The organism is Pseudomonas sp. PSPC2-3 (assembly GCF_049898265.1).
GTDB classification, from domain to species: Bacteria; Pseudomonadota; Gammaproteobacteria; order Pseudomonadales; family Pseudomonadaceae; genus Aquipseudomonas; species Aquipseudomonas veronii.
The window spans coordinates 185989-212203 of the sequence record NZ_JAFCXJ010000004.1 but is presented as its reverse complement, the minus strand read 5'-3'; the positions used below and the strand labels follow the sequence as shown (position 1 = coordinate 212203).

At 63.3% G+C, this 26215-nt stretch carries 17 protein-coding genes; 7 read left to right on the top strand and 10 right to left on the bottom strand.

Annotation, left to right across the window (positions count from 1 at the left end):
• Positions 1-170 precede the first annotated feature (170 nt).
• Genes ACP7E3_RS10935 through nagE form a run of 5 tightly spaced genes read left to right on the top strand, consistent with a single transcriptional unit; the run spans position 171 to position 7313 of the window.
• Entirely contained in the window at positions 171-902 is a 732-nt protein-coding gene (locus ACP7E3_RS10935; RefSeq protein ID WP_017846147.1) for a GntR family transcriptional regulator, read from the top strand.
• A 36-nt stretch (positions 903-938) separates the two neighbouring features.
• Positions 939-2045 (top strand): N-acetylglucosamine-6-phosphate deacetylase, encoded by a 1107-nt coding sequence (gene nagA, locus ACP7E3_RS10930; RefSeq protein WP_017846148.1) that lies wholly within the window; start codon positions 939-941, stop codon positions 2043-2045.
• Positions 2038-3048, top strand: coding sequence for an SIS domain-containing protein (locus ACP7E3_RS10925; protein ID WP_426123234.1), 1011 nt, complete (start codon positions 2038-2040; stop codon positions 3046-3048). Before nagA ends, ACP7E3_RS10925 begins: the two co-directional genes overlap by 8 nt.
• A gap of 36 nt (positions 3049-3084) precedes the next feature.
• Positions 3085-5595 carry a phosphoenolpyruvate--protein phosphotransferase gene (gene ptsP, locus ACP7E3_RS10920; protein ID WP_426123105.1) on the top strand — a complete coding sequence of 837 codons (2511 nt, stop codon included), beginning with the start codon at positions 3085-3087 and terminating at the stop codon, positions 5593-5595.
• A 26-nt stretch (positions 5596-5621) separates the two neighbouring features.
• Positions 5622-7313 carry an N-acetylglucosamine-specific PTS transporter subunit IIBC gene (gene nagE, locus ACP7E3_RS10915; RefSeq protein ID WP_046382194.1) on the top strand — a complete coding sequence of 564 codons (1692 nt, stop codon included), beginning with the start codon at positions 5622-5624 and terminating at the stop codon, positions 7311-7313.
• Positions 7314-7494: 181 nt separating this feature from the next.
• Here the strand turns inward: nagE and ACP7E3_RS10910 are convergent, their stop codons facing one another.
• Entirely contained in the window at positions 7495-7806 is a 312-nt protein-coding gene (locus ACP7E3_RS10910) for an NGG1p interacting factor 3 protein, NIF3 (protein WP_046382193.1), read from the bottom strand.
• Between the two features lie 4 nt (positions 7807-7810).
• Complete coding sequence (gene purL, locus ACP7E3_RS10905; protein ID WP_017846153.1) at positions 7811-11707, bottom strand: phosphoribosylformylglycinamidine synthase; 3897 nt, start codon at positions 11705-11707, stop codon at positions 7811-7813.
• A gap of 286 nt (positions 11708-11993) precedes the next feature.
• Here purL and mltF point away from each other — a divergent pair, with 286 nt between their 5' ends.
• Positions 11994-13454 carry a membrane-bound lytic murein transglycosylase MltF gene (mltF, locus tag ACP7E3_RS10900; RefSeq protein ID WP_046382191.1) on the top strand — a complete coding sequence of 487 codons (1461 nt, stop codon included), beginning with the start codon at positions 11994-11996 and terminating at the stop codon, positions 13452-13454.
• Positions 13455-13581: 127 nt separating this feature from the next.
• On the opposite strand, the gene ACP7E3_RS10895 is transcribed toward mltF, so the two are convergent.
• The 5 genes from ACP7E3_RS10895 to treP form a co-directional block, all read right to left on the bottom strand.
• Positions 13582-13878, bottom strand: coding sequence for a PTS transporter subunit EIIB (locus ACP7E3_RS10895; protein WP_017846155.1), 297 nt, complete (start codon positions 13876-13878; stop codon positions 13582-13584).
• 2 nt (positions 13879-13880) lie between these two features.
• Positions 13881-16412: a phosphoenolpyruvate--protein phosphotransferase gene (ptsP, locus tag ACP7E3_RS10890; RefSeq protein ID WP_426123101.1), complete on the bottom strand. Its 2532-nt coding sequence runs from the start codon at positions 16410-16412 to the stop codon at positions 13881-13883.
• 122 nt (positions 16413-16534) lie between these two features.
• On the bottom strand, positions 16535-17755 hold the full coding sequence (locus ACP7E3_RS10885) for a maltoporin (protein ID WP_026139927.1): 1221 nt from the start codon (positions 17753-17755) through the stop codon (positions 16535-16537).
• A 111-nt stretch (positions 17756-17866) separates the two neighbouring features.
• Positions 17867-19513 carry an alpha,alpha-phosphotrehalase gene (gene treC / locus ACP7E3_RS10880; protein ID WP_057004574.1) on the bottom strand — a complete coding sequence of 549 codons (1647 nt, stop codon included), beginning with the start codon at positions 19511-19513 and terminating at the stop codon, positions 17867-17869.
• Between the two features lie 117 nt (positions 19514-19630).
• The gene (gene treP / locus ACP7E3_RS10875) at positions 19631-21073 is read right to left on the bottom strand and encodes a PTS system trehalose-specific EIIBC component (protein WP_017846159.1); all 1443 of its coding nucleotides are present in this window, start codon (positions 21071-21073) and stop codon (positions 19631-19633) included.
• Between the two features lie 238 nt (positions 21074-21311).
• On the opposite strand from treP, the gene treR reads away from it, so the two are divergent.
• On the top strand, positions 21312-22016 hold the full coding sequence (treR, locus tag ACP7E3_RS10870; RefSeq protein ID WP_017846160.1) for a trehalose operon repressor: 705 nt from the start codon (positions 21312-21314) through the stop codon (positions 22014-22016).
• 156 nt (positions 22017-22172) lie between these two features.
• On the opposite strand, the gene guaA is transcribed toward treR, so the two are convergent.
• From guaA to ACP7E3_RS10855, 3 genes are all read right to left on the bottom strand, one after another.
• Entirely contained in the window at positions 22173-23750 is a 1578-nt protein-coding gene (gene guaA, locus ACP7E3_RS10865; protein WP_046382186.1) for a glutamine-hydrolyzing GMP synthase, read from the bottom strand.
• Positions 23751-23832: 82 nt separating this feature from the next.
• Positions 23833-25302: an IMP dehydrogenase gene (guaB, locus tag ACP7E3_RS10860; protein ID WP_017846162.1), complete on the bottom strand. Its 1470-nt coding sequence runs from the start codon at positions 25300-25302 to the stop codon at positions 23833-23835.
• Positions 25303-25542: 240 nt separating this feature from the next.
• Positions 25543-26091 carry a sugar ABC transporter ATPase gene (locus ACP7E3_RS10855; RefSeq protein WP_169881546.1) on the bottom strand — a complete coding sequence of 183 codons (549 nt, stop codon included), beginning with the start codon at positions 26089-26091 and terminating at the stop codon, positions 25543-25545.
• Positions 26092-26215: the final 124 nt, after the last annotated feature.

The following is a 26215-nucleotide window of genomic DNA, read 5'->3' as shown; positions in this document are numbered from 1 at the left end:
CTGCGCGCCTTAAAGACCTCTCTAATACCACTTGATACCAGACACCACTAAGGCGCCCTGAAACCAGGAGCCGAAGCGTTTTGGCAGCATTGACATGGTATTTAAGTGGTATTAGTTTCCGGCCAATACCGGGCGACAACACACTAATAACCGCATCGGAAACCTGACAGATGAACCCCATCCTGACGCTGCGTCCCGACGACAAGCAATCCACGCCGCTGTACCTGCAACTGGCCCGCAACCTGGAAGCGGCGATCCACGCCGGCCAATGGAAATCCGAACAGGCCCTGCCGTCGGAACGCGCCCTCAGCGAGCAGTTGAGCATCTCGCGCGTCACCGCCCGCAAGGCGCTGGAAGTCTTGTTTGCCCAAGGCCTGATCCGTCGCAGCCAAGGCTCCGGCACCTTTATCACGCCACGCCTGGAACAACCGCTGTCGCGCCTGTCGGGCTTCAGCGAGATGCTGCGACTCAAGGGGTTTGTGCCCAGCTCCCAGTGGCTGGAACGCGACATCAGCGCGCCGACCCACGAAGAGCTGATCCGCCTGGGCCTGTCGCCGACCGACAAAGTGGCGCGGCTCAAGCGCCTGCGCAAGGCGGACGACACGGTGATGGCCATCGAAATGACCACCATGCCCGCCGCGGTGCTGCCGCACCCGCAAGCCATCGGCCAGTCCCTCTACGAGTACCTCGAAGGCATCGGCAAACCCATCGTGCGCGCCCTGCAGCATATCCAGGCGATCAACGCCTCAGACGAGTTCGCCGCGCTGGTCGGCATCGCCCCCGGCACCGCCATGCTGTTGATGACCCGTGTCGGCTACACCGCCGACAACACCCCGATCGAAATCACCGACACCTACTGCCGCAACGACTACTACGACTTTGTCGCCGAGCTGCGTCGATAGGCCTTTGCCGCGCACTGCGGCCTTAGAGAACTGCCCATGTCCGAAGACAATATCCTCACACCCCATGGCTGGATTCGCGGCCGCCTGGTGCATGAACACGGCAAGGTGATCGCCATTGAAGGCGCACCTTGCGACCCGGCCGACAACGACCTGCCCTACCTGCTGCCGGGTTTTATCGACCTGCACGTCCACGGCGGTGGCGGCAAAGACATCATGGAAGGTGCCGACGCCTTCGAAACCATCACCCGCACCCACGTGCGCTTTGGCACCACGTCGCTGCTGGCCACCACCATGACCGCGCCGGTGGATGAAATCTCCAGCGTGCTCGGCCAGCTCGGCAGCTTCTGCGCGCAACGCCCGAGCGGCAGCGCCCGGGTCCTCGGCGTACACCTGGAAGGGCCCTACATCAATCCGGGCAAACTCGGCGCGCAACCCAACTTCGCCCACACCGCATTGATGGAAGAAGTGGAAGCCTACCTGCGCCTGGCGCCGATCCGGGTGATCACCATCGCCCCGGAAATCGCCGGGCATGACCGCCTGATCCGCGCCCTCAGTACACGCGGCGTGCGTATGCAGATCGGCCACACCCTGGGCAGCTATGAAGAAGGCGTCGCCGCCCTCGCCGCCGGCGCCACCAGCTTCACGCATTTGTATAACGCCATGAGCCCGCTGCATCACCGTGAGCCCGGCATCGTCGGCGCGGCGCTGGCCCACGCGCAGTACGCGGAATTGATCCCGGATTTGCTCCACGTACACCCCGGCGCCATGCGCGTGGCCCTGCGCGCGATCCCATGCCTGTACTGCGTCACCGATTCCACCGCCGCCGCCGGCATGCCCGACGGCGAATACAAGCTGGGCAGCCACACCGTGACCAAATGCCTGGGCGGCGTGCGCCTGGCCGACGGCACCCTGGCTGGCAGCACCCTGACCATGGATCAGGCGCTGCGCAACCTGGTGAAGATCGGCCTGCCCATCAGCGAAGCCTCACAACGCCTGTCGCAATTTCCGGCGGACTACCTGGGCCTGGAACAACGCGGCCGCCTGCAACCCGGCAGCTTTGCCGACTGCGTGCGCCTGGACCGCTCCCTGCACCTCACCGACGTCATGGTCGAAGGAGAAACCATTGTCTTCAAAAATGCTTGAAGAGGCCCTCGCCTCCAGCGACGCGGTCGCGGCGCAGCTGCAACGCCTGGCCCCGCGCCTGCAAGACATCGCCGAGCACCTGCGCCGTCAGCCGCCGCACGTGGCGATGACTGTCGCTCGCGGCAGTTCCGACCACGCCGCGAGCTACTTCGCCTACCTGGCCATGCAGCACGTGGGCATTCCGGTGGCGTCGTTGCCGATGTCGGTGGTGACCCTGCTGCACGCGCCGTTGAAGGTCAGCGGCCAGGTCGCATTCGGCTTCTCTCAGTCGGGCCAGAGCCCGGACCTGGTCGACAGCCTGCGCCTGCTGCGCCAACGCGGCGCCTTGAGCATCTCGCTGGTGAATGCCGAAGACTCGCCCCTGGAAGCCGTCTGCGAATTCCACGTGCCGCTGTGCGCCGGGCCGGAACTCAGCGTGGCCGCGACCAAGAGCTTTATCGCGACCCTCAGCGCCAGCGCGCTGTTGGTCGGCCACTGGAACCAGGAAACCGACCTGCTGCACGCCTGCCGTGCGTTGCCCGATGGCCTGCGCGAGGCGGCCAAACAGGATTGGACGAACGCCATCGACGCCCTGCGCGACTGCCAGCAGTTGATGGTCATCGGCCGTGGCGCCGGTTTTGCCATCGCCCAGGAAGCCGCGCTCAAGCTCAAGGAAACCTCGGCGATCCAGGCCGAAGCCTTCAGCAGCGCCGAGGTGCGTCATGGGCCGATGGCCTTGATCGACGACAACTACCCGCTGCTGATATTCGCCCCACGCGGTGCCGAGCAAGCCGGCCTGTTGAGCCTGGCCGCCGATATGCGCCAACGCGGCGCCCGCGTGTTGCTGGCCGCGCCGGACGATATCGCCGAACGCGACCTGCCGCTGAGCCGCGCCGAACACCCGAGCCTGGACCCGATCCTGGCCATCCAGAGTTTCTATGTCATGGCCGCCGGCCTGGCGCTCGCCCGTGGCATGAACCCGGACCAGCCGCGCCACCTGAGCAAAGTGACCCGCACCCACTGAGTGGCGTGCCGCGATTTCCTGATGAGTACCGTGCCCATGTCCAACAACAATAATGCATTGACCCTCGGCGCCCCCCTCAGCGGGCCGGTGCTGGCCCTGGGCAACGTCCCCGACGAAGTATTCGCCAGCGGCGCCATGGGTGACGGCCTGGCCATCGATCCGCTGAACGATAGCCTGTACGCACCGTGCGACGGCGAGATCATCCATGTCGCGCGCACCGGGCATGCGCTGACGCTTCGCGCGCAGAACGGCGCCGAGCTGTTGATGCATGTGGGCATCGACACCGTGGCGTTGAACGGCGAAGGGTTCGCCCTGCTGGTGAAGAACGGTGCGCAGGTGAGCAAGGGCCAGGCGCTGATACAGTTCGATCTGGACCGGATTGCGCGCCAGTGCAAAAGCCTGGTCAGCCTGATCATTCTCACCAACAGCGAGCGCTTCGAACTGACACCGCTGCCGCTGCGCTCGGTCAAACACGGTGAACCGCTGGCGCGCGTGGCGCTGCGTTCCGGCGCCGCGCTGCAAACCGCTGTGGATAACTCCGTCGCGCAAGCCAGCGCCAACGTGCGGATCACCCATCGCGGCGGCTTGCATGCGCGTCCGGCGGCATTGATCCGCAAGACCGCGCAAGCGTTCAGCAGCCAGACGCAGTTGCATTTCGCCGGCAAGTCGGCGGCGTGCGACAGCTTGATCGGCCTGATGGGGCTGGGCATCGGTGAGGGCGATGAGGTGCGTGTCACCTGTCGCGGCAAGGATTGTGCGGCGGCGTTACAGGCGCTGGTCGCCGCGCTGTCTGTCGCCATCGGCGAAGAACCTCACACGCCGATGGCGGCCGCTCCACGCCGCGCGAACACCGAGGTCGGTGTGTTGCAAGGTGTCTGTGCGGCACCGGGCCTGGTGTGCGGGCCGCTGTTCCGCCTGAGCACGATCGAGTTGCCGGCCGATACCGGCAACCACTGCGCCGACGAACAGTTGCAACGGCTGGACGCGGCCCTTGAGCAAGTGCGCGGCGAAATCCGCACCACCCTGGACCTCGCCCGCCAACGCCGAAATGCCGAAGAAGAAGACATCTTCGCCGCCCACCTCGCCTTGCTGGAAGACCCCGCCCTGCTGGACACCGCCACCCGCACCATCGAGCACGGCAGCGCCGCGACCCACGCCTGGCGCGATGCGATCCAGGCGCAATGCGCGGTGTTGCTGGGCCTGGGCAAGCCGTTGCTGGCCGAGCGCTCCAACGACCTGCGCGACCTGCAACAACGGGTACTGCGCGTGCTGCTCGGCGAAGCGTGGCACGTCGAGTTGCCTGCCGGGGCGATTGTCAGCGCCCACGAGCTGACGCCGTCGGACCTGCTCCAACTGAGCGCGCAACACGCCGCCGGCCTTTGCATGGCCGAGGGCGGCGCCACCTCCCATGTCGCGATCCTGGCCCGCGGGAAAGGCTTGCCGTGCGTGGTGGCATTGGGCGCCGAAGTGCTCGATGTGCCCCAAGGCCAACGCGTGGTGCTCGACGCGGCCAATGGTCGCCTGGAGCTGACACCCAGCGCGGCGCGCCACGCCGAAGTCGAGCGGATTCGCGACACGCAGAACCTGCGTCGCCAGGAACAACAGACCCAGGCCCGACTGCCAGCGAACACCCGCGATGGCATGACCATCGAAGTCGCCGCCAATGTCGCCTCCAGCGCCGAGGCCCAGGTGGCGTTTGAAAACGGCGCCGATGGCATCGGCCTGCTGCGCACCGAGTTCCTCTTCGTCGACCGCCGCACCGCGCCGGATGAACAGGAACAGCGCCAGGCCTATCAAGCCGTGCTGGATGCGATGGGCGACAAGTCGGTGATCATCCGCACCATCGACGTGGGCGGCGACAAACAGCTCGACTACCTGCCGCTGCCGGTCGAGGCCAACCCGGTGCTGGGCCTGCGCGGCATTCGCCTGGCCCAGGTGCGCCCCGACGTGCTCGACCAGCAACTGCGCGCACTGCTGCAAGTCAGCCCGCTGGCGCGCTGCCGCATCCTGCTGCCGATGGTCAGCGAAGTCGACGAACTGCTGCAGATCCGCCAACGCCTGGATGAACTGTGCGTCGAGCTGCAACTGACCCAACGCCCGGAACTGGGGGTGATGATCGAAGTGCCCGCCGCCGCGCTGATGGCCGAACAACTGGCCAGGCATGCCGACTTCCTGTCCATCGGCACCAATGACCTGTCCCAGTACACCCTGGCCATGGACCGCGACCACGCCGGCCTCGCCGCGCGGGTCGATGCGCTGCACCCGGCGCTGCTGCGGCTGATCGCCCAGACCTGCACGGGCGCGGCCAAACACGGGCGTTGGGTCGGCGTGTGCGGCGCCTTGGCATCCGACCCGCTGGCGACGCCGGTGTTGGTCGGGCTGGGGGTCAGCGAGCTGTCGGTCAGCCCGCCGCAGATCGGCGAAATCAAGGACCGCGTCCGCCACCTGGACGCGGCGCAATGCCGGCAACTGAGCCTGGGCCTGCTCGACCTGAGCAGCGCCAAGGCGGTACGCCAAGCCTGTCAACACCACTGGCCGCTGAGCTGACAACAACAAGAAAAGGGAGACACGCCATGTACCAACACCTTATCGAAGGCCTGCAACGCCTGGGCCGTGCGCTGATGCTGCCGATCGCGATCCTGCCGATCGCCGGCCTGCTGCTACGCCTGGGCGACACCGACCTGCTCAACATCGCGGTGATGCACGACGCCGGGCAGGCGATCTTCGCCAACCTTGCGCTGATCTTCGCCATCGGCATCGCCGTGGGCTTTGCCCGCGACAATAACGGCACGGCCGGTTTGGCCGGGGCCATCGGCTACCTGGTGATGATCTCGACGCTCAAGGTGATGGACTCGACCATCAACATGGGCATGCTCGCCGGGATCGCCAGCGGCCTGATGGCGGGCGGGCTGTATAACCGCTTCAAGGACATCAAGCTGCCGGAGTACCTGGCGTTCTTCGGCGGGCGGCGATTCGTGCCGATTGTCACCGGGTTCAGCGCGGTCGGCCTGGGCGTGATCTTTGGCCTGATCTGGCCGCCGATCCAGCACGGCATCAACAGCTTCGGCGTGTTGCTGATGGAAAGCGGCAGCCTGGGGGCCTTCGTGTTTGGCGTGTTCAACCGCCTGCTGATCGTCACCGGCCTGCACCATATCCTCAACAACATGGCGTGGTTCGTGTTCGGCAGCTTTACCGACCCGGTGACCGGCGCGGTGGTGACCGGCGACCTGACCCGCTACTTCGCCGGTGACCCGAAAGGTGGCCAGTTCATGACCGGTATGTTCCCGGTGATGCTGTTCGGCCTGCCCGCCGCGTGCCTGGCGATGTACCGCAACGCCCTGCCGGAACGACGCAAAGTGATGGGCGGGATTTTCCTGTCGATGGCGCTGACCTCGTTCCTGACCGGCGTGACCGAGCCGATCGAATTCGCCTTCATGTTCCTCGCGCCGTTCCTGTACCTGCTGCACGCGCTGCTGACCGGGCTGTCGATGGCGGTCACCAACCTGCTGGATATCCACCTCGGGTTTACTTTTTCCGGCGGCTTTATCGACATGGTGCTGGGTTGGGGCAAGTCCACCAACGGTTGGCTGGTCGTACCGGTCGGCCTGGCTTATGCGGCGATTTACTACAGCGTGTTCAGCTACTGCATCCGCCGCTTCAACCTGAAGACACCGGGCCGCGAAGATATCCCGGTGGCGCAGGCCGAAGCGATGAGCGATAACCAGCGCGCCACGGCTTACATCCACGCGCTGGGAGGGGCGGACAACCTGCTCAGCGTGGGGGCTTGCACCACGCGCCTGCGGCTGGACATGGTCGACCGCAACAAAGCGGTGGATGCACAGTTGAAAGCCCTCGGCGCGATGGCCGTGGTGCGGCCGGGCAACGGCGGCAGTTTGCAGGTGGTGGTCGGGCCGATGGCCGACAGCATTGCCGATGAGATTCGCCTGGCGATGCCAGCGTTTGTGGCCGCCGCGCCGGTGGATAAACCGGTCGCGGTCAATGTGCAGGAAGCCGAGCAATGGTTGAGTGCATTGGGCGGCCGGGGGAATGTGCGCCAGCTGGAAGCGGTGGCGATGACCCGGTTGCGGGTGGAATTGGGGGATGATTCGGTGGTGTCCGAGGCTCAACTGACGGCGCTTGGTTGCCAAGGCATCAGCCAACTTGATAGCGGTGTTTGGCACCTGCTGATTGGTGACAAGGCCTCGGGCTTGAGTGAGGTATTGGAGCGACTGGTCAGCGGCCATGAGGTCGGCGCCAGGGTTTAAGAGAGGTAGTGGTTGTTCTGGCCTCATCGCGGGCAAGCCCCCTCCCACATTTGACCGAGTTCCAACGCTGGAATGCGGGTAAATGTGGGAGCGGGCTTGCCCGCGATGAGGCCCTTACAGCCAACAAAAAACCCGCTGACCAAACTGGCCCAGCGGGTTTCTCGTTCATGCAATCAACGAATCAGAAATCCGCCAACCGCCACACCTCATACGCCGGTGTCTCATAGGGATGGCTCTGCTTCAACGCAGCCACAACAGCCACGATCAGCTCATCCGCCACCACCAGCTCAACCTTCCACTCTTCAACCACTTCAACCTGGCCGACTTGCCCGAGAAACGGCTGGCTGCCGTCCAACGCGCGGAATTGGCCCTGGCCCAGCACTTGCCAGGCGCAGCTGTCGTAGTCGCCGATGCGCCCGCCGCCAGCTGCGAAGACGGCAGCTTTCACCGCCTCCACATGGCTGCCGGGCACGAAGAAGCTGAGCTTGTACACCGCCTTAGTTCACCCACACGCGCGCGTTGCGGAACATCCGCATCCACGCGCCGTCTTCGTTCCACTCTTCCGGGCGCCACGAGTTCTGCACGGCGCGGAATACACGCTCCGGGTGCGGCATCATGATGGTGACGCGACCGTCGCGGCTGGTGAGGCCGGTGATCCCGCGCGGCGAGCCGTTCGGGTTGGCCGGGTAGCTTTCGGTGACCTTGCCGTGGTTGTCGACGAAACGCATGGCGACGCAACCGGACACATCGGCTTCGAGCAAGGCTTCTTCGCTGGCGAACTCGGCATGGCCTTCACCGTGGGCGATGGCGATTGGCATACGCGAACCGGCCATGCCTTGCAGGAAGATCGAGTTGGACTCCTGCACCTGCACCATGGCGACACGGGCTTCGAACTGCTCGGAACGGTTACGCACGAAGTGCGGCCAGAACTCGCTGCCCGGGATCAGTTCGTGGAGGTTGGACATCATCTGGCAACCGTTGCACACACCCAGGGTGAAGCTGTCGTTGCGTTCGAAGAAGCCCTGGAACGCGTCGCGGGCACGGCTGTTGAACAGGGCCGACTTGGCCCAGCCCTCACCGGCACCCAGCACGTCGCCGTAGGAGAAACCGCCGCAGGCCACCAGGCCTTTGAACTCATTGAGGTCGACGCGACCGGCGAGGATGTCGCTCATGTGTACGTCGATCGCATTGAAGCCGGCGCGGTCGAACGCGGCCGCCATTTCCACCTGGCCGTTGACGCCCTGCTCGCGCAGTACGGCAACCTGTGGGCGAATGCCTTTCTTGATGTACGGCGCGGCGATGTCCTGGTTGACGTCGAAGCTGAGCTTGGTGCTCAGGCCCGGGTTGTCTTCTTCCAGGATCACGTCGAATTCCTGCTCGGCGCAGTCGGCGTTATCGCGCAGGCGCTGGATCTGGTAGCTGGTCTCGGCCCACTGGCGTTGCAGCAGACGGCGCTGGCCTTCGAACACGGTGTCGCCGTTGAAGACGATGTCGATCTGACCGTTGTTGATCGGCTGGCCGATCACGGCCACGCAATCGCCCAGGCCGGCGGCGCTGAACTGTGCCAATACGTTTGGCGTCGCGTCCTGGCGCACCTGGATCACCGCACCCAGCTCTTCGTTGAACAGGATGCCGTTGAGTTCAGAGGCGTCCTCGGCAACGCTGTCGAGCACCAGGTTCAAGCCGCAGTGACCGGCGAAGGCCATCTCGACCACGCTGGTCAACAGACCACCGTCGGAACGGTCGTGGTAGGCCAGCAGGTGGCCGTCGGCGTTGAGGCCCTGGATCACGGCGAAGAAGGCTTTCAGGTCTTCGGCGTCATCGACGTCCGGCGCGTGTTTGCCGAGCTTGCCATGGGTTTGCGCGAGGATCGAAGCGCCCATGCGGTTCTGGCCACGGCCCAGGTCGATCAGGATCAGATCGGTGGTGCCCTTGTCCATGCGCAGTTGCGGGGTCAGGGTCTGGCGGATGTCGGTGACCGGCGCGAAACCGGTGACGATCAACGACAGCGGCGAGGTGACGCTCTTGTCCACGCCTTCGTCGTTCCAGCGGGTGGCCATGGACATGGAGTCCTTGCCCACCGGAATGGTGATCCCCAGTTCAGGGCACAGCTCCATGCCGACAGCCTTGACGGTGTCGTACAGGCGCGCGTCTTCGCCGGGGTGGCCGGCAGCAGACATCCAGTTGGCCGACAATTTGATGTCGGACAGCTTGCCGATACGGGACGCGGCGATGTTGGTGAGGGTTTCACCAATGGCCATGCGGCCCGACGCCGGAGCGTCCAACAGGGCCAGCGGCGTGCGTTCGCCCATGGCCATGGCTTCACCGGTGTAGACGTCGAAGCTGGTGGCAGTGACGGCAACGTCGGCCACCGGCACTTGCCATGGGCCGACCATTTGGTCACGGGCAACCAGGCCGGTGATGGTGCGGTCGCCGATGGTGATCAGGAAGCTTTTGCTCGCGACCGCCGGGTGGTGCAGCACGCGTTCGATGCTGTCGGCCAATTCCAGTGTGCTTGGGTCGAAGTCATCGCCCAGCTCGGTTTCACGTACCGCCGAGCGGTGCATGCGCGGGGCTTTGCCCAGCAGCACTTCGAGCGGCATGTCCACCGGGCTGTTGCCGAAGTGGCTGTCGGTGACCGTCAGTTGCGGCTCGGCAGTGGCTTCGCCGACCACGGCAAACGGGCAACGCTCGCGTTCGCAGATGGCCTGGAAGCGCGCGAAGTCTTCAGGACCGACGGCCAGGACGTAGCGTTCCTGGGACTCGTTGCTCCAGATTTCGTGCGGGGCCATGCCCGGCTCGTCGTTTGGAATGTTGCGCAGTTCGAAACGGCCGCCACGCTCGCCATCGTTGACCAGTTCCGGGAAGGCGTTGGACAAACCGCCGGCGCCGACGTCGTGGATGAAGCTGATCGGGTTCTTGTCACCCAACTGCCAGCAACGGTCGATGACTTCCTGGCAGCGACGCTCCATCTCTGGGTTTTCGCGCTGTACCGAAGCGAAGTCCAGGTCTGCCGAGCTGGTGCCGGTGGCCATGGAGGAAGCCGCGCCGCCGCCCAGGCCGATCAGCATCGCCGGGCCGCCGAGCACGATCAGCTTGGAGCCGACCAGGATCTCGCCTTTCTTGACGTGTTCTTCACGGATGTTGCCCATGCCGCCGGCCAACATGATCGGCTTGTGGTAACCGCGCACTTCGTCGCCACGCGGGGTGGTGATGGACTGTTCGAAGGTACGGAAATAACCAGTCAGCGCCGGACGGCCGAATTCGTTGTTGAACGCGGCGCCGCCCAGAGGGCCTTCGATCATGATGTCCAGCGCGGTGACGATGCGCTCCGGCTTGCCGTAGGGCACTTCCCACGGCTGTTCGAAGCCCGGGATCTGCAGGTTGGACACGGTAAAACCGGTCAGCCCGGCCTTGGGCTTGGCGCCACGGCCGGTGGCACCTTCGTCGCGGATCTCGCCGCCGGAACCGGTGGCTGCGCCCGGGAACGGGGCAATTGCGGTCGGGTGGTTGTGGGTCTCGACTTTCATCAGGATGTGTACCGGCTCCTGCACCGCGCCGTACTGGCGGGTTTCAGGGTCCGGGAAGAAACGGCCGGCGACGCTGCCGACGATGACCGAAGCGTTGTCCTTATAAGCCGACAGAACGCCTTCGCTGTGCATCACGTAGGTGTTCTTGATCATGCCGAACAGGCTTTTTTCCTGGCTTTCGCCGTCAATGTCCCAACTGGCGTTGAAGATCTTGTGACGGCAGTGCTCGGAGTTGGCCTGGGCGAACATCATCAGTTCGATGTCGTGCGGGTTGCGCTTCAAGCCGTTGAAGGCGTTGACCAGATAATCGATCTCGTCTTCGGCCAGGGCCAGGCCCAGCTCGGTGTTGGCCTTCGCGAGGGCGGCGCGGCCACCGCCGAGCACGTCAATCGCGGTCAGCGGCTTGGGCTCGGCGTGGCTGAACAGAGCACCGGCCTGTTCCAGCTGGCTGACGATGATCTGGGTCATGCGGTCGTGCAGGCTGCCGGCGATCAGCTCGGCTTCGGCCTCGCTGAACTGGCCCGCGACATAGAAGGCAATACCGCGTTCCAGGCGCTGGATTTTTTCCAGGCCGCAGTTGCGGGCGATATCGCTGGCCTTGCTCGACCAGGGCGAGATGGTGCCGAACCGCGGCAGAACCAGGAACAAGCGGCCAGTCGGCTCTTGAACGGGAACGCTTGGGCCGTACTTCAGAAGGCGTGCCAGCACTTGCTGTTCGTCGGCGGTCAAGACGCCGGTCACGTCGGCGAAATGAGCAAATTCAGCATACAGGCCTGTAACAGCTGGAACCTTCTGGCTCAGTTGCTCAAGGAGTTTGCTGTGGCGAAAGGCAGAAAGGGCAGGAGCGCCGCGCAGGATCAACATCTTCGGGACAGCCTCGGGAAGGGGTGTGCTTTGAGGCCGTGCATTCTAACGTAAACCGTCGTCAACGGCACCCGAAACACTAACGCTGGCCGCTGCCGAACGTCAGTTGGCTGGGTTTGCACGGTGCCGGGGCGTTATCCGGGGCGGCGGGCACAGTTATTTTAACCGTCACAATCGCTCTCCAAGCCACGTTTCTGCGGGCTGCAGCACAGTTTCAAGGCGGCTAGCAGACAAGTCCCCCGCTGTCGAGATATGGCGCCGTGGGCCGTTTGCGTATACTGCGCAGATGTTCTCCCCAACTGCTTTGCGCCCGCGATGCGCCAAATGGCTCATCGCCACCGGACTCTTCCTGATGCTCAGCGCCTGTGTTGATAAACCCAGCACGCTCGAGCGAATCAAGGAGGATGGCGTATTGCGGGTGATTACCCGGAACAGCCCGGCCACGTATTTCCAGGACCGCAACGGTGAAACCGGTTTCGAATACGAACTGGTCAAGCGCTTTGCCGACGACCTGGGGGTGAAGCTGGAAATCGAGACCGCCGACAACCTCGACGACCTGTTCGGCCAGTTGGGCAAACCCAACGGCCCGGTCCTCGCCGCCGCCGGCTTGGTCAGCAGCGAGCGACGCAAGCAGCAGGTGCGCTTTTCCCACCCGTACCTGGAAGTCACCCCGCAGATCATCTACCGCAACGGCCAGTCGCGCCCCACCAACGCGGCAGACCTGGCGGGCAAGAAGATCATCGTGCTCAAGGGCAGCACCCACGCCGAACAACTGGCCGAGCTTAAAAAGCAGAACCCTGCGATCGAATACGAAGAATCCGACGCCGTTGAAGTGGTCGACCTGCTGCGCATGGTCGACGAGGGCCAGATCGACCTGACCCTGGTGGACTCCAACGAAGTGGCGATGAACCAGGTGTACTTTCCCAACGTGCGCGTGGCGTTCGACCTCGGCGATGCCAGCAACCAAAGCTGGGCCGTGGCCGCCGGCGAAGACAACAGCCTGCTCAACGAGGTCAACAGCTACCTGGACAAGGTCGGCAAGAACGGCACCTTGCAGCGCCTGAAAGATCGCTATTACGGGCACGTCGATGTACTCGGCTACATGGGCGCCTACACCTTCGCCCAGCACTTGCAGCAGCGCCTGCCCAAGTACGAGAAACACTTCAAGACCTTCGCCAAGGAAGAAAAGGTCGACTGGCGCCTGTTGGCCGCCATCGGCTATCAGGAATCACTCTGGCAACCGGCGGTCACCTCCAAGACCGGCGTGCGCGGCCTGATGATGCTGACCCAGAACACCGCCCAGGCGATGGGCGTGTCCAACCGCCTGGACGCCAAGCAAAGCATCATGGGCGGCGCCAAGTACCTGGCGAAGATCAAGGACGAGCTGGACGACGATATCGCCGAGCCGGACCGCACCTGGTTTGCCCTGGCCGCCTACAACGTGGGCACCGGGCATCTGGACGACGCGCGCAAGCTGGCGCAGAAGGACGGCCTGAACCCGAACAAATGGCTGGACGTGAAGAAAATGCTGCCGCGCCTGTCGCAGAAGCAGTGGTACAGCAAGACCCGCTACGGCTATGCACGGGGCGGCGAGCCGGTACACTTCGTGGCGAACATCCGGCGCTACTACGACATCCTCACCTGGGTGACCCAGCCACAGCTGGAAGGCAACCAGGTAGTCGAAGGCAACCTGCATGTGCCAGGGGTCAACAAGACCAAGCCGCCGGAAGAGAACCCGCAGCTGTAAACCCGAAGCCCCCAAACACCACCGCCCAATGTGGGAGGGGGCTTGCCCCCGATAGCGGTGTGACAGTCAGCTTGTTTATAACTGACCCACCGCCATCGGGGGCAAGCCCCCTCCCACATTTGAATCGCTACTGGCCTTGGAGGCCGGTGAGCAGATGTACCGCGCCACCCGCCAGCACCATCACTCCCGACACTCCCGCTGCCTTTAACGCCGCCGCATCCACCCGCGCCGCATCCCGCAGTTGCACACGCACCCGCGTCAGCGCCACGCGTTGTTGCGATTGGAGGTTATCCGCGCCACCAAGGGCATTCAGCACATCGGCGGACAACAGGTTCTCCGCCGCCGGCACAGGCGCCGCGACGGTTTCGGCGATCAAGTCCGGGGTCAGGGCTTTCCAGAACGCCCGCTGCAATTTCTCGAACATGCTCAGTGCTCCACGACAGGTGAGGTTTCAACGGTGGCCGCGTGGTACAGGCGCAAGGCCTCGCGCACCTGCGCGGCTTCTTCAAGGCCGAGCACCTGATGGGCGATGATCTGGCAATCCGCCAGGTCCAGCTCGCGCACGGTGGCCTTGATGGTCGGGATCAGCGGTACGCTGACCGACAGCTCGTCCACCCCCAGCCCGATCAACACCGGCACCGCCGACGCTTCAGACGCCAGCGCCCCGCACACGCCAACCCACTTGCCGTGGGCATGGGCGGCCTTGACGGTGGTGGCGATCAGACGCAGCACCGCCGGGTGAAAGCTGTCGGCCTGGCTGGCCAGGCGCGGGTGATCGCGGTCCATCGCCAGGGTGTATTGGGTCAGGTCGTTGGTGCCGATGGAGAAAAAGTCCACATGGGGCGCGAACACGTCCGCCATCAAGGCCGCGGACGGCACTTCGATCATGATGCCCAGCTTCGGCAGCTCGGCGAGCCCCAGCGCCAACGCTTCCTCTTCAAGCATCGTGCGCGCCAGGCGCAGCTCCGAGAGCAGGCTGACCATCGGCAGCATGATGTGCAGCCGCGTCAACCCGGCACTCGCGAGGATCGCGCGGAACTGTTCGCGCAACAACTCGGGGCGCTCCAGGCACAAACGAATACCGCGCAAGCCCAGGAACGGGTTGGTCTCGGCATCCATCGGCACATAGGCCAACGGCTTATCGCCGCCGACATCCAACGTGCGTACCACCAGGTTGCGCTCCGGGCCCAGGGCGCGAGCGATGGCGTTGTAGGTGCCGGCTTGCTCCTCGGGGCTCGGTGCGCGATGGCGGTCCAGGTACAGAAACTCTGACCGCAGCAGCCCCACGCCTTCGCCGCCCAGGCTCAGGGATTGCTCGACCTCCTGAAGCGACGCGACGTTGGCCGTGACTTCGACGTGATGACCATCGCGGGTGATGGCCGCCAGGCGTGCCTGCGCGACGTCGCGTTGGCGCCGCACTATTTGCTCCCGGTGGGTGGCCTGCAATTGCTCGATCTCGGCCAGGTCCGGGTCCAGGTGCAGCTCGCCCTTGTCGGCGTCCAGCAACACCTGCCGACCGTCGGTCAACGCCAGCACCTGCGGCGGCACCCCGCAAATCGCCGGCAGCCCCAGCGCCCGGGCGAGGATCGCGACGTGGCTGGTCGCCCCGCCGCCGACGGTGACGAACCCGAGCACCTTGTGCGTGTCGAGGCTGGCGGTCTGCGACGGCGTCAGTTGCTCGGCGATCAGGATCGCGCGCTCGGGCAGTTCCCAGGCGCGGTCGTGAATGCCGAGGATCAGTTTCAGCACGCGCTGGCCGACGTCGGCCAGGTCCGCCGCACGTTCGGCGAGCAGGGCATTGCCCAGGCCCTGGAACAGTTGGGCGGTGGCGAGCGTGGCGCTGTTCCAGGCAAAGGCGGCGCTTTTGCCGACGGCCAGCAGGTCGTGGGCTTGCTCCAGCAGGGTCGGGTCTTCGAGCAGTTCCTGATGGGCGCGGAAGATCTGCGCCTGGGCACTGCCGACCGCCTTGGCCTGCAAGCTCTGCAAGGCCTCGGTAGCGGCGTGCAGGCCACGGTCCAACGCCGCGCGTTCGAGTGCTTCGCCGCCGCCCGTTTCGGGAATGCTCAGCGCCGGCTCTGCCACCTGGACCACCTGGCCAAACGCCGAGCCCGGCGACGCACACACGCCCCGCAGCAGGCTCGTGGACGCCAGCGACACACGCGGTTCGACGCCCTCGACCGGCGCCGCGACGCTCTCGCCGCACCCCTCGGCCAACAGCGCCACCAACGCCTTGATCGCCGCGGCGGCATCCTCTCCCGCCGCGCTCACCTGCAAGGTGTCGCCCTGCACGGTTTGCAGTGCCATGATCGCCACCAGCGACTTGGCGTTGGCGCTCTGGGTTTGCTTGTGCAGGTAAATACTGGCGTCGAACCCCTTTGCCGCCTGGGCAAACACCGCCGCCGGGCGCGCGTGCAAACCGTTGGCATTGGGCAACGTCAACGGTTTGGAGAACAGTGCGTCGCCCTCCTCTTCGTCCTCGGTTTCAGCCGCCTCGCCTGGCGACAGGCGCACCAGCGGCTGGCCCAGCGTGACCGGGCCGCTGTCCGACGCCAGCAGCGCAAACGGCTCGCCGCTGACCACCAGCATCAAGGTCAACAGGCTCCGGGCATTGAGCGCTACGTAGTCGGCGTCGAACTCGATCAACGGCTGCCCGGCCTCCACCCGCTGGCCTTCCCCGACCAAACGGCTGAACCCCTTGCCCGCCAGGTTCACGGTGTCCAGGCCGATATGCAGCAGCACCTGGACGCCATTGTCAGCCGTGATGCTCACCGCATGGCCAGTGTCCTGGATATTGCTGATCACCCCGGCCAACGGTGCACAGAGGGTCTGCGAGGTCGGGTCGATGCACAGGCCGTCGCCGATCAGGCGGCTGGAGAATACCGGGTCGGGGACCTTGTCCAGTGCCAGCAGCACGCCCGACAAGGGCGCAAGCAATTCCAGGGGTTGAGTTGCGGTCATGACTTCACCTGCTGTTTTGTTCTGTAAAAATCATTGGGTGGATACAAATCCCGAGGTGACAAAGATCAAATGTGGGAAGGGCTTGCCCCCTCCCACATTTAAGCCTGTCTACATCCGAAGATTCACTTCCACCAGTACTCGACTTGCACACCGACGTTCGAGCCATGCCGCGCGGTGCCGTAGGCGCCGGTGTCAGACAACGCCGACCCAGCCGCCAGCTCATTCGCCGCGCGTTTGGCCGCTGCGTTCCAGCTCGCATAGGTGTAGTACAGACGCACTTCCGGGCGCGCCCAGAAATCCGGGCCTTTGGGCGACCAGGTCGGGGCAAAGGTGAATTTGCTCAGTTTGCGCGTACCGCCGGTGGCGTCGACCTGATCATGACCAAGCTCGGTGACCAGTTTGAACTGTTCACTGATGGCATAGGCCGGACGCACACCGATGGACATCCAGGTCTGGTCCTGGCTGCCGGGGCGAATGTCTTTCTGGTACACGGCCTCGATCTGCCCACCGAAACGCGGGGTCACCTGCCAGTCGAAAAACTCCACGGCGCGGTAGCTTTTGCTGCTGTTATCCAGGGCCGTATTGCCGGTGTAGCCAAGGCCGGTGCCGGGACCTTCGCCATACTGCAGGGCGAACTTGTTCTTGCCGCCGAGGAAAGGTTTTTGCACATGTTGCGCGGTCAGCGCCCAACCGCTGTTGGCATCACGCCCACCGGCTTTTTCGATGTAGCTCAAGCCCAGTTCCAGCTCGCCGCCGGGGTTGGTCTTGAAGCCGGCCACGTTGAAGTCGTGACGCGTGGCGTATTCCTTCTGGTACAGGTTGTCCTTGCGCGAAAGCGCGTAGCTGTATTTCAGGTCGCCAATCAGCACATCCTCGATGCCGCCGCCCGTGGCGCTCTGGTTCCAGTAGTAGAAATCGGAGATATGGATGTCGTTACGCTTGTAGTAACGCCGCCCCGCCCACAGCGAGCCGCCGTTGAGGCTGGGCAGGTTGGACCACTGTGCATACATCTGCGGCATGCGCGCCGAGCCGTTGTCTTCGCCCTGGAATTTAAGCGCGCGGTCGTACTTGTTGTAGAGCGAAGCCATGGCGTCGACGCTGAGCACGGAGCCGTCGTCGAGGGTCAGCAGGTCCTGGCGCAGTTCCAGTTCGGCGTACTGTTCGCATTCGTTGCCCAACCGGTATTTGGATTGCGCGCCCGGCAGTTGGAAGCATTGCTGCTTGCCACTGCCGGTCGACGTCCCCGCGCCGCTACGCAAGTAACCGGCAAACTCCAGGGCCTGAGCGCCGAACGGCAAGCTCAGACACGATGCAACGAGGCCCAGCTTTATTGTTGTTTTCATGAAGTACTCCGATATTTTTATTATGTTTGTGTGAAGCGCCCGGTGCTCCCACACCGGGAATTGACCTTCTGCTTCGCGTCGCGCGGGGCAGTTGCAACGACGTTCCAGCCGTCAGTCCTTGAGGTGCAGCACAAAGGATTCGTAAGGCCGCAACAGCAGCGGGCCCGTGCTGACCTGGCAATCGGGGTAGTTGCTGATCAGCAGGCGTTGTCGGGTAGCGGCGTTGAGGACGTGATCGGGCAGCTGGATTTCGCAGGGTTTGCCGTAGAAGTTGTTCAGCACCAGCAGGCGCTCGCCATGGCCTTCGCGCAGGTAGGCCCAGACCTGGAGGTGGCCCAGCAACAGTTCGCGGTAAACGCCGTCTTGAATCAGCGGTTCCTGGCGACGCAGGGCGATCAGGCTGCGGTAGTGATGCAGCACCGAATCCGGGTCATCCCGTTGGCTGTCGACGTTGATCTGCGCCGCGTTGGCCGGGATGCCGATCCACGGTTCGCCGCTGCTGAAACCGGCATGCTGGCGGGCATTCCACTGCATCGGCGTGCGCCCGTTGTCCCGCGACTTCTGCATGATCGCCGCCATGCTCGACGCCTCGGACTCACCGGCATCGCGCTTGAGGCGGTAGATGTTGAGGGTTTCGACATCGCGGTACTGCTCGATCGTGTCGAAGCCCGGATTGGTCATGCCCAACTCCTCGCCCTGGTATACATACGGCGTGCCCTGCAGGAAGTGCAGCGCCGTGGCGAGCATCTTGGCCGAGACCACACGATGCTCACCGTCATCCCCAAAACGCGAGACCACCCGTGGCTGGTCGTGGTTACACCAGAACAGCGCGTTCCAACCGCCGCCGGCCTGCATGCCCAGTTGCCAGTCGGAAAAGATCTGCTTGAGCTGCAGGAAATCGAAGTCGGCCTTCACCCACTTCTGCAGGTTCGGGTAGTCGACTTTCAGGTGGTGGAAGTTGAAGGTCATCGACAGTTCTTTGGACTCCGGCCGCGAGTAGCGGATGCAGTGTTCCAGGCTGGTGGATGACATCTCGCCGACGTTGATCAGGTCATGGCCTGCGAAGACTTCGCGGTGCATTTCCTGCAGGTACGCGTGTACGTTCGGACCGTCGGTGTAGAAACGCCGACCGTCGCTGGCGTCCTCGGGGAAGTCGGCGGGCTTGGAGATCAGGTTGATCACATCCAGGCGGAAACCGCCGACGCCTTTGTCGCGCCAGAAACGCATCAGCTTGAACACCTCGGCGCGCACCTTGGGGTTGTCCCAATTCAGGTCGGCCTGGGTGTGATCGAACAGGTGCAGGAAGTACTGGCCGGTTTGCGCTTCGTATTCCCAGGCCGAGCCGCCGAATTTGGATTCCCAGTTGTTCGGCTGGTCGCGCCAGATGTAAAAGTCGCGGTACGGGTTGTCGAGGCTGCTGCGCGCCTGCTGGAACCACTCGTGCTCGATGGAGGTGTGGTTGACCACGATGTCGAGCATCAACTTGATGCCGCGCTTGGCCGCTTCGCTGATCAGTTGGTCGCAATCGGCCATGGTCCCGTAGCTCGGGTCGATGGCGTAGTAGTCGCTGATGTCGTAGCCGTTGTCGCGCTGCGGCGAGCGCAGGAACGGGGTGATCCACAGGCAGTCGACGCCCAGCCATTGCAGGTAGTCGAGTTTGTCCACGATACCCAGCAGGTCACCGGTGGCGTTACCCGCGTGGCTGTGAAAGCTTTTGGGGTAGATCTGGTAGATCACCGAGTGTTGCCAGTTTTGCATGGTGGGTTCCTTCAGTAAAATTGTGTACCCGCCGCTCGGGCCTCATCGGGAGCAAGCCCCCTCCCACAGGGGGAACGCATTCAACTGTGGGGCGGGCTTGCTCGCGAACGCGGTAATTCAGGCAACCCGATACCCAGGCCGCACGATCTTCATGCTCAATGCACAGGTCAGAACAAACGGCACGACCATCGCGATGACCATCCCGATCACAAACATCGGGATGGCATGCGGCACGATCGAGATAAACCCGGGCAAGCCGCCGACCCCGATGGCCGAGGCCTGCACCTTGTTCAGCGACAGGAAAATGCTGCCCAGTGCCGAGCCCAGCAGCGCGGCATAAAACGGGAACTTGAAGCGCAGGTTCACGCCGAACATCGCCGGTTCAGTGATGCCGAAATACGCGGAGACAGCGGAAGTCGAGGCCATGCTTTTGTCCCGCGCATTGCGCGCCATGTAGAACACCGCCAGCGCGGCGCTGCCCTGGGCCAGGTTGGACATGACGATCATCGGCCAGATAAACGTGCCGCCCTGGGTGGAGATCAGTTGCAGGTCCACCGCCAGGAACATGTGGTGCATGCCGGTGATCACCAGCGGCGCATACAACAGGCCGAAAATCGCCCCGCCGAGCATCGGCGCCAGGTCAAACAGGGTGACCACGCCCTGGGTGATCAGGATGCCGAGGTGACGGGTCACCGGGCCGATGATCGCCAGCGCGAGCACGCCGGTGACGACGATAGTGGTGATCGGCACGACCAACAGTTGGATGGCATTCGGCACTCGCGCGCGCAGCCATTTCTCGATGACACTCATCACATACGCCGCCATCAGGATCGGCAGGATCTGCCCCTGGTAGCCGACTTTCTCGATCTTGAACCATCCGAAAATATCGAAGTACGGCAGGCTCTGGCCATCGAGGCCGGCCACCGCCTTGCCGTAGTTCCAGGCGTTGAGCAGGTCCGGGTGGACCAGCATCAGGCCAAGCACGATGCCGAGGATTTCACTGCCGCCAAAACGCTTGGCCGCCGACCAGCCCACCAGCGCCGGCAGGAACACGAACGAGGTGTTGGCCATCAGGTTGATCAGGCTCCACAGGCCATCCAGGTTCGGGTAGGCCTCCAGCAGCGTCTTGCCCTCGATGAACATGCCCTTGGCGCCCATCAGGTTGTTCACGCCCATCAACAGGCCGGCGATGATCAACGCGGGCAGGATCGGCATGAACACATCGGAGAACACCCGCACCAGACGCTGCATGGCGTTGGTCTTGTCGGCGCCCTTCTTCTTGACGTCGGCGATGGTGGCGGCGGCGAGGCCGGTCTGTTCGCGCAGGGCGGCGTAGACCTTTTCCACTTCGCCGGGGCCGATCACCACCTGGAACAGGCCACCGGTAAAGAACGAGCCCTTGACCAGGTCGACTTGGTTCAACGCGCTGCCGTTGACCAGGCTCGGGTCCTTGAGCGCCAGGCGCAGGCGGGTCACGCAATGGGCGGCTTGCTCAAGATTATCGCGGCCCCCGAGGTGCTCGAGAATTTCGCGGGCGATGTTCGAATAGTCGTGGCTCATGCTTGGTTTCCACTTTGATTTTTTTATTTGGGGGGCAGTCATTGGCAGCACGCCGAAGGCAAAAGTACTCGTACAGACGAGTTAAAGCAACAACTCGTCTGTACGAGTTACATATTGTCTATTTTTTCTGGATCAGGCCCCGCCACAGCCCACAGATTTCCGTGGGCCCAATGGACAAACCCCAGCCGTGCCACTAAGGTTCCTGCCTTGAACGCAAACGCGGCACAGAGCCATCCCCATGAGCAAATACAACCAGATCTATACCGATCTGCTTGCCAACATCACCACCGAACGCCTGCAACGCGGCACCCGTCTTCCCTCTGAAACCGAACTGATGGATGCCTACCAGGCCAGTCGTGGCACCGTGCGGCGGGCCATCGAGCAGCTGCAGGAGCGTGGGTTTGCGCAGAAAATCCATGGCAAAGGCACGTTTGTGTTATCGCCCAACCCCATCGAGTTCCAACTGGGCGGCATCGTCAGCTTCCACGAAACCCACGCCGACCTGGGCGATGACGTCCACACCGACGTCGTCGAATTCACCCAGTTCCCGCTGGAAGGCTCACTGCTGCAGCATATCGAGGCCGAACCCGGCACCCTGATCACCCGCATCAAACGGGTGCGGCGCATCGGCGGCAAACGGGTGATCCTCGACATCAACCACTTCGTCGCCGACCTGATCCCCGGCCTGGACCGCACCATCGCCGAGCAGTCGATCTACGCCTTCATCGAACAGACGTTGCAACTGCACATCAGCTACGCCCAACGCACCATCGAAGCCCTGCCCCGCGGCAAAGACGACCAGGCACACCTCGACCTCGAGGGGCAAAGCCATGTGATCGTGGTAAGCAACCAGACGTTTCTGCAGGACGGGCGGCAGTTTGAGTACACCGAGTCGCGGCATACGTTGGATAAGTTCTACTTTTCGGATATTGCGCGGCGCTAAGGCCGAGCGAAGCTCAAACGTGGCCGCGGGGCGCTATCGCGAGTAAGCCCGCTCCCACACTTTTGCTGCGGCGTTTGATTTATCGTGTTTCAGATGCGCAGAACCCCGGCACATGGCCGGGGTTCTGTTATTCAGCATCCACCTGCTAGGGCAGGATCATTCCCACTCAATCGTCGCCGGCGGCTTGCTCGACACGTCATACGTCACGCGCGAGATGCCTTCGATTTCATTGATGATACGGCCGCTGACGGTTTCCAGCAGTTCGTAAGGCAGGTGTGCCCAACGGGCGGTCATGAAGTCGATGGTTTCCACCGCACGCAGGGCCACGACCCAGGCGTAACGACGGCCGTCACCGACCACACCCACCGATTTCACCGGCTGGAACACCACGAACGCCTGGCTGACTTTGTGATACCAGTCGGCCTTGCGCAGTTCTTCGATGAAGATGTGGTCGGCGCGACGCAGCAGGTCGGCGTATTCCTTCTTCACTTCACCGAGGATCCGCACGCCCAGGCCCGGGCCCGGGAATGGGTGGCGGTAGACCATGTCGTAGGGCAGGCCCAGTTCCAGGCCGAGACGGCGGACTTCGTCCTTGAACAGCTCACGCAGCGGTTCGACCAGCTTGAGGTTCATTTCCTCGGGCAGGCCACCCACGTTGTGGTGGGACTTGATCACGTGGGCCTTGCCGCTCTTGGCGCCAGCCGACTCGATCACGTCGGGGTAGATGGTGCCTTGGGCGAGGTACTTGATGTTGTCCAGTTTGTTGGACTGGGCATCGAATACGTCGATGAAGGTGCGGCCGATGATCTTGCGCTTCTTCTCCGGGTCGGACTCGCCGGCCAGGTTGTTCAGGAACTGATCTTCAGCGTTGGCGCGGATCACCTTGACGCCCATGTTCTCGGCGAACATGGCCATCACTTGCTCGCCTTCGTGCAGGCGCAGCAGGCCGTTGTCGACGAATACGCAGGTCAGTTGGTCGCCAATGGCCTTGTGCAGCAGCGCGGCAACCACGGAGGAGTCAACGCCGCCGGACAGGCCGAGCAGGACGTTGTCGGTGCCGACCTGGGCACGCACGTTGGCGATCGCGTCTTCAGCGATTTTCGACGGGGTCCACAGGGCTTCACACTCGCAGATGTCTAGGATGAAGCGCGACAGGATGCGCCCGCCTTGCTTGGTGTGGGTCACTTCCGGGTGGAACTGCACGCCGTAGTAACCACGTTCGTCATTGAACATGCCGGCGATCGGGCAGCTCGGGGTGCTGGCCAGGATGTGGAAGTCTTGCGGCATCTTGGTGACTTTGTCACCGTGGCTCATCCACACGTCGAGGCCGAACAGGCCGTCGGCGTCGACGTGGTCTTCGATGCCGTCCAACAGGCGGCTCTTGCCGACCACGTCGACACGGGCATAACCGAATTCACGCAGCTCGGAACCTTCAACCTTGCCGCCCAACTGCTCGGCCATGGTCTGCATGCCGTAGCAGATACCGAACACGGGCACGCCCAGGTCGAATACGGCTTGCGGGCAGCGCGGGCTGTTGGCTTCGTGTACCGACTCGGGGCCGCCGGCGAGGATGACGCCTTTCGGTGCGAATTCGCGGATCGCTGCGTCGTCCATGTCGAACGGATGCAGTTCGCAGTACACGCCGATTTCACGCACGCGACGGGCGATCAGTTGGGTGTACTGGGAACCGAAATCGAGGATCAGGATACGGTGGGCGTGAATGTCGAGGGCCATGAGATCAGTCTCGTCTAATGAATCAGAAACAACTCGGGGCTGAATAAGACAGCCCCGGTTACTTAACTTTATGCTGGAAGCCTCAACCTACGCGGTAGTTTGGCGCTTCCTTGGTGATCTGCACGTCATGGACGTGGGATTCGGCCATACCGGCGCCGGTGATCCGCACGAACTCTGGCTTGGTACGCATTTCGTCGATGTTGGCGCTACCGGTGTAGCCCATCGAGGAACGCAGGCCGCCCATCAGTTGATGGATGATCGCGCTCAGGGTGCCTTTGTACGGCACACGGCCTTCGATGCCTTCCGGAACGAGTTTCTCGGCGCCTGCCGAAGAGTCCTGGAAGTAACGGTCGGAAGAACCTTGCGCCTGGGACATGGCGCCCAGCGAACCCATGCCGCGGTAAGCCTTGTACGAACGACCCTGGAACAGTTCGATCTCGCCCGGGGCTTCTTCAGTACCGGCGAACATCGAGCCCATCATCACGCAGGAAGCACCGGCGACGATGGCCTTGGACAGGTCACCGGAGAACCGGATACCGCCGTCGGCGATCAACGGAACGCCCGTGCCTTCGAGGGCCTCGGCGACGTTGGCGATGGCGCTGATTTGCGGCACGCCCACACCGGCGACGATACGCGTGGTGCAGATCGAGCCAGGGCCGATACCGACCTTGACCGCATCCGCGCCCGCTTCGGCCAGGGCCTTGGCGGCAGCGCCGGTGGCGATGTTGCCGCCGATCACCTGGACTTCAGGGAAATTCTGTTTGACCCAGCGAACGCGGTCGATCACGCCCTTGGAGTGACCGTGGGCGGTGTCGACCACCACCACGTCCACACCGGCAGCAACCAGGGCCGCTACGCGATCACCGGTGTCTTTACCGGTGCCGACTGCCGCGCCGACGCGCAGACGACCTTGGTCATCCTTGCTGGCCAGCGGGTAAGCCTTGGCTTTTTCGATGTCGTTGACGGTCATCATGCCCTTGAGGGCGAACTTGTCGTCGACGATCAGCACGCGCTCGATGCGGTGCTTGTGCAGCAATTCGCGCACGTCGTTCTTGTTGGCGCCTTCCTTGACCGTGACCAGACGCTCTTTAGGCGTCATCACTTCGCGGACGGTGACTTCAAGACGGTTCTCGAAACGCACGTCACGGGAGGTGACGATGCCGACGAGGTCGCCATTGTGCAGCACCGGAACGCCGGAGATGTTGTGCAGGCGGGTCAGTTCGAACAGGTCGCGCACGGTGGCGTCAGCGTCGATGGTGATCGGATCTTTCACCACCCCGGCTTCATAACGCTTGACCTTGCGCACTTCGGCAGCTTGCTGCTCGACGGTCATGTTCTTGTGGATGATGCCGATACCGCCTTCCTGAGCCATGGCGATGGCCAGACGGGCTTCGGTGACGGTATCCATGGCAGCGGAAACCAGGGGAATATTCAGCTCGATGCCACGGGTTAGGCGGGTCTTGAGACTGACTTCGTTAGGAAGCACCTCGGAATAACCGGGCACTAGGAGAATGTCGTCGAATGTCAGAGCTTCTTGGCTGATACGCAGCATCGCGGGGGCTCCCGAGCGGGAAAATGGAAGCGCGCCATTATACTCAGACACCCCTCAGGTCTCAACGTAAAACTCTGACAAACTTGGTAATACTGATAGATGGAGAAAAGATGCTGCTTTTCTGTAGGAGCGAGCTTGCTCGCGAAGAACACCAAGACACCGCGTTTAACCAGACTACCCGGATTATCGTTGACGGTTTTCGCGAGCAAGCTCGCTCCTACAAAGGGTTGAGCTTGCAGCCTACAACTCGACTTTGACCCAACTGATCTTCTGGTCCAACCAATCGGCAAATTCGTCGATAAAGCTCTGCTTGAACCCCGCCTCCGCCCAGTTGTTGAAGATGAATCCGAGGTTGGAAAACCCACATTCCTGCAGGAACAGAAAACCGTTGATGTCATCCTCATGCCCACACAGCGGGCAGATGAAGTTGTCGGTGTGGCCGGGCATCCACTCTTCCAGGCTGTCGAACAGCGCCTCGCCGATTTCCTTGAGGCATTCCGGGCAGCCGGCTTCTTCGAGAAAACCCTTGGCCGGTGTATAGATGCAACGCTTGTAGATGATTTCCAGGCCATTGACGGGTTCGTTGAACGGCAACGCATCCGGGTGCAGCACCACGGCACGGGCGCCGTCGGCCAGGGCGTAGGCCATGCGGTTGCCGGTGCGCCCGCAGGTGGTCAGCTCTTCCTTGATGATGTTCTTGCGCACCAGCCAGCGCACGATCGCCCGGGCACGGGGTTCGTGGACGGGCAAGGTGGAGATTTTCGGGACAAGGATGCTTTGGGAATTCATGGGAGCCCTGCGGTATGACGTCTGGCGCCGTCGCGGGCAAGCCCGGCTCCCACCTTGCAATGCGATCGACTGTGGGAGCGGGCTTGCTCGCGAAGAAGCCCTGAAGGCAGGCAGCTTAATCCCT

Bases quoted from the DNA above. Each gene is read 5' to 3' on its own strand.
- guaB (WP_017846162.1), bottom strand. From the start codon at position 25,302: ATGCTGCGTATCAGCCAAGAAGCTCTGACATTCGACGACATTCTCCTA.
- ACP7E3_RS10855 (WP_169881546.1), bottom strand. From the start codon at position 26,091: ATGAATTCCCAAAGCATCCTTGTCCCGAAAATCTCCACCTTGCCCGTC.
- treR (WP_017846160.1), top strand. From the start codon at position 21,312: ATGAGCAAATACAACCAGATCTATACCGATCTGCTTGCCAACATCACC.
- ptsP (WP_426123105.1), top strand. From the start codon at position 3,085: ATGTCCAACAACAATAATGCATTGACCCTCGGCGCCCCCCTCAGCGGG.
- mltF (WP_046382191.1), top strand. From the start codon at position 11,994: ATGTTCTCCCCAACTGCTTTGCGCCCGCGATGCGCCAAATGGCTCATC.
- purL (WP_017846153.1), bottom strand. From the start codon at position 11,707: ATGTTGATCCTGCGCGGCGCTCCTGCCCTTTCTGCCTTTCGCCACAGC.
- guaA (WP_046382186.1), bottom strand. From the start codon at position 23,750: ATGGCCCTCGACATTCACGCCCACCGTATCCTGATCCTCGATTTCGGT.
- ACP7E3_RS10925 (WP_426123234.1), top strand. From the start codon at position 2,038: ATGCTTGAAGAGGCCCTCGCCTCCAGCGACGCGGTCGCGGCGCAGCTG.
- ptsP (WP_426123101.1), bottom strand. From the start codon at position 16,412: ATGACCGCAACTCAACCCCTGGAATTGCTTGCGCCCTTGTCGGGCGTG.
- nagA (WP_017846148.1), top strand. From the start codon at position 939: ATGTCCGAAGACAATATCCTCACACCCCATGGCTGGATTCGCGGCCGC.
- treP (WP_017846159.1), bottom strand. From the start codon at position 21,073: ATGAGCCACGACTATTCGAACATCGCCCGCGAAATTCTCGAGCACCTC.
- ACP7E3_RS10885 (WP_026139927.1), bottom strand. From the start codon at position 17,755: ATGAAAACAACAATAAAGCTGGGCCTCGTTGCATCGTGTCTGAGCTTG.
- ACP7E3_RS10935 (WP_017846147.1), top strand. From the start codon at position 171: ATGAACCCCATCCTGACGCTGCGTCCCGACGACAAGCAATCCACGCCG.
- treC (WP_057004574.1), bottom strand. From the start codon at position 19,513: ATGCAAAACTGGCAACACTCGGTGATCTACCAGATCTACCCCAAAAGC.
- ACP7E3_RS10895 (WP_017846155.1), bottom strand. From the start codon at position 13,878: ATGTTCGAGAAATTGCAGCGGGCGTTCTGGAAAGCCCTGACCCCGGAC.
- nagE (WP_046382194.1), top strand. From the start codon at position 5,622: ATGTACCAACACCTTATCGAAGGCCTGCAACGCCTGGGCCGTGCGCTG.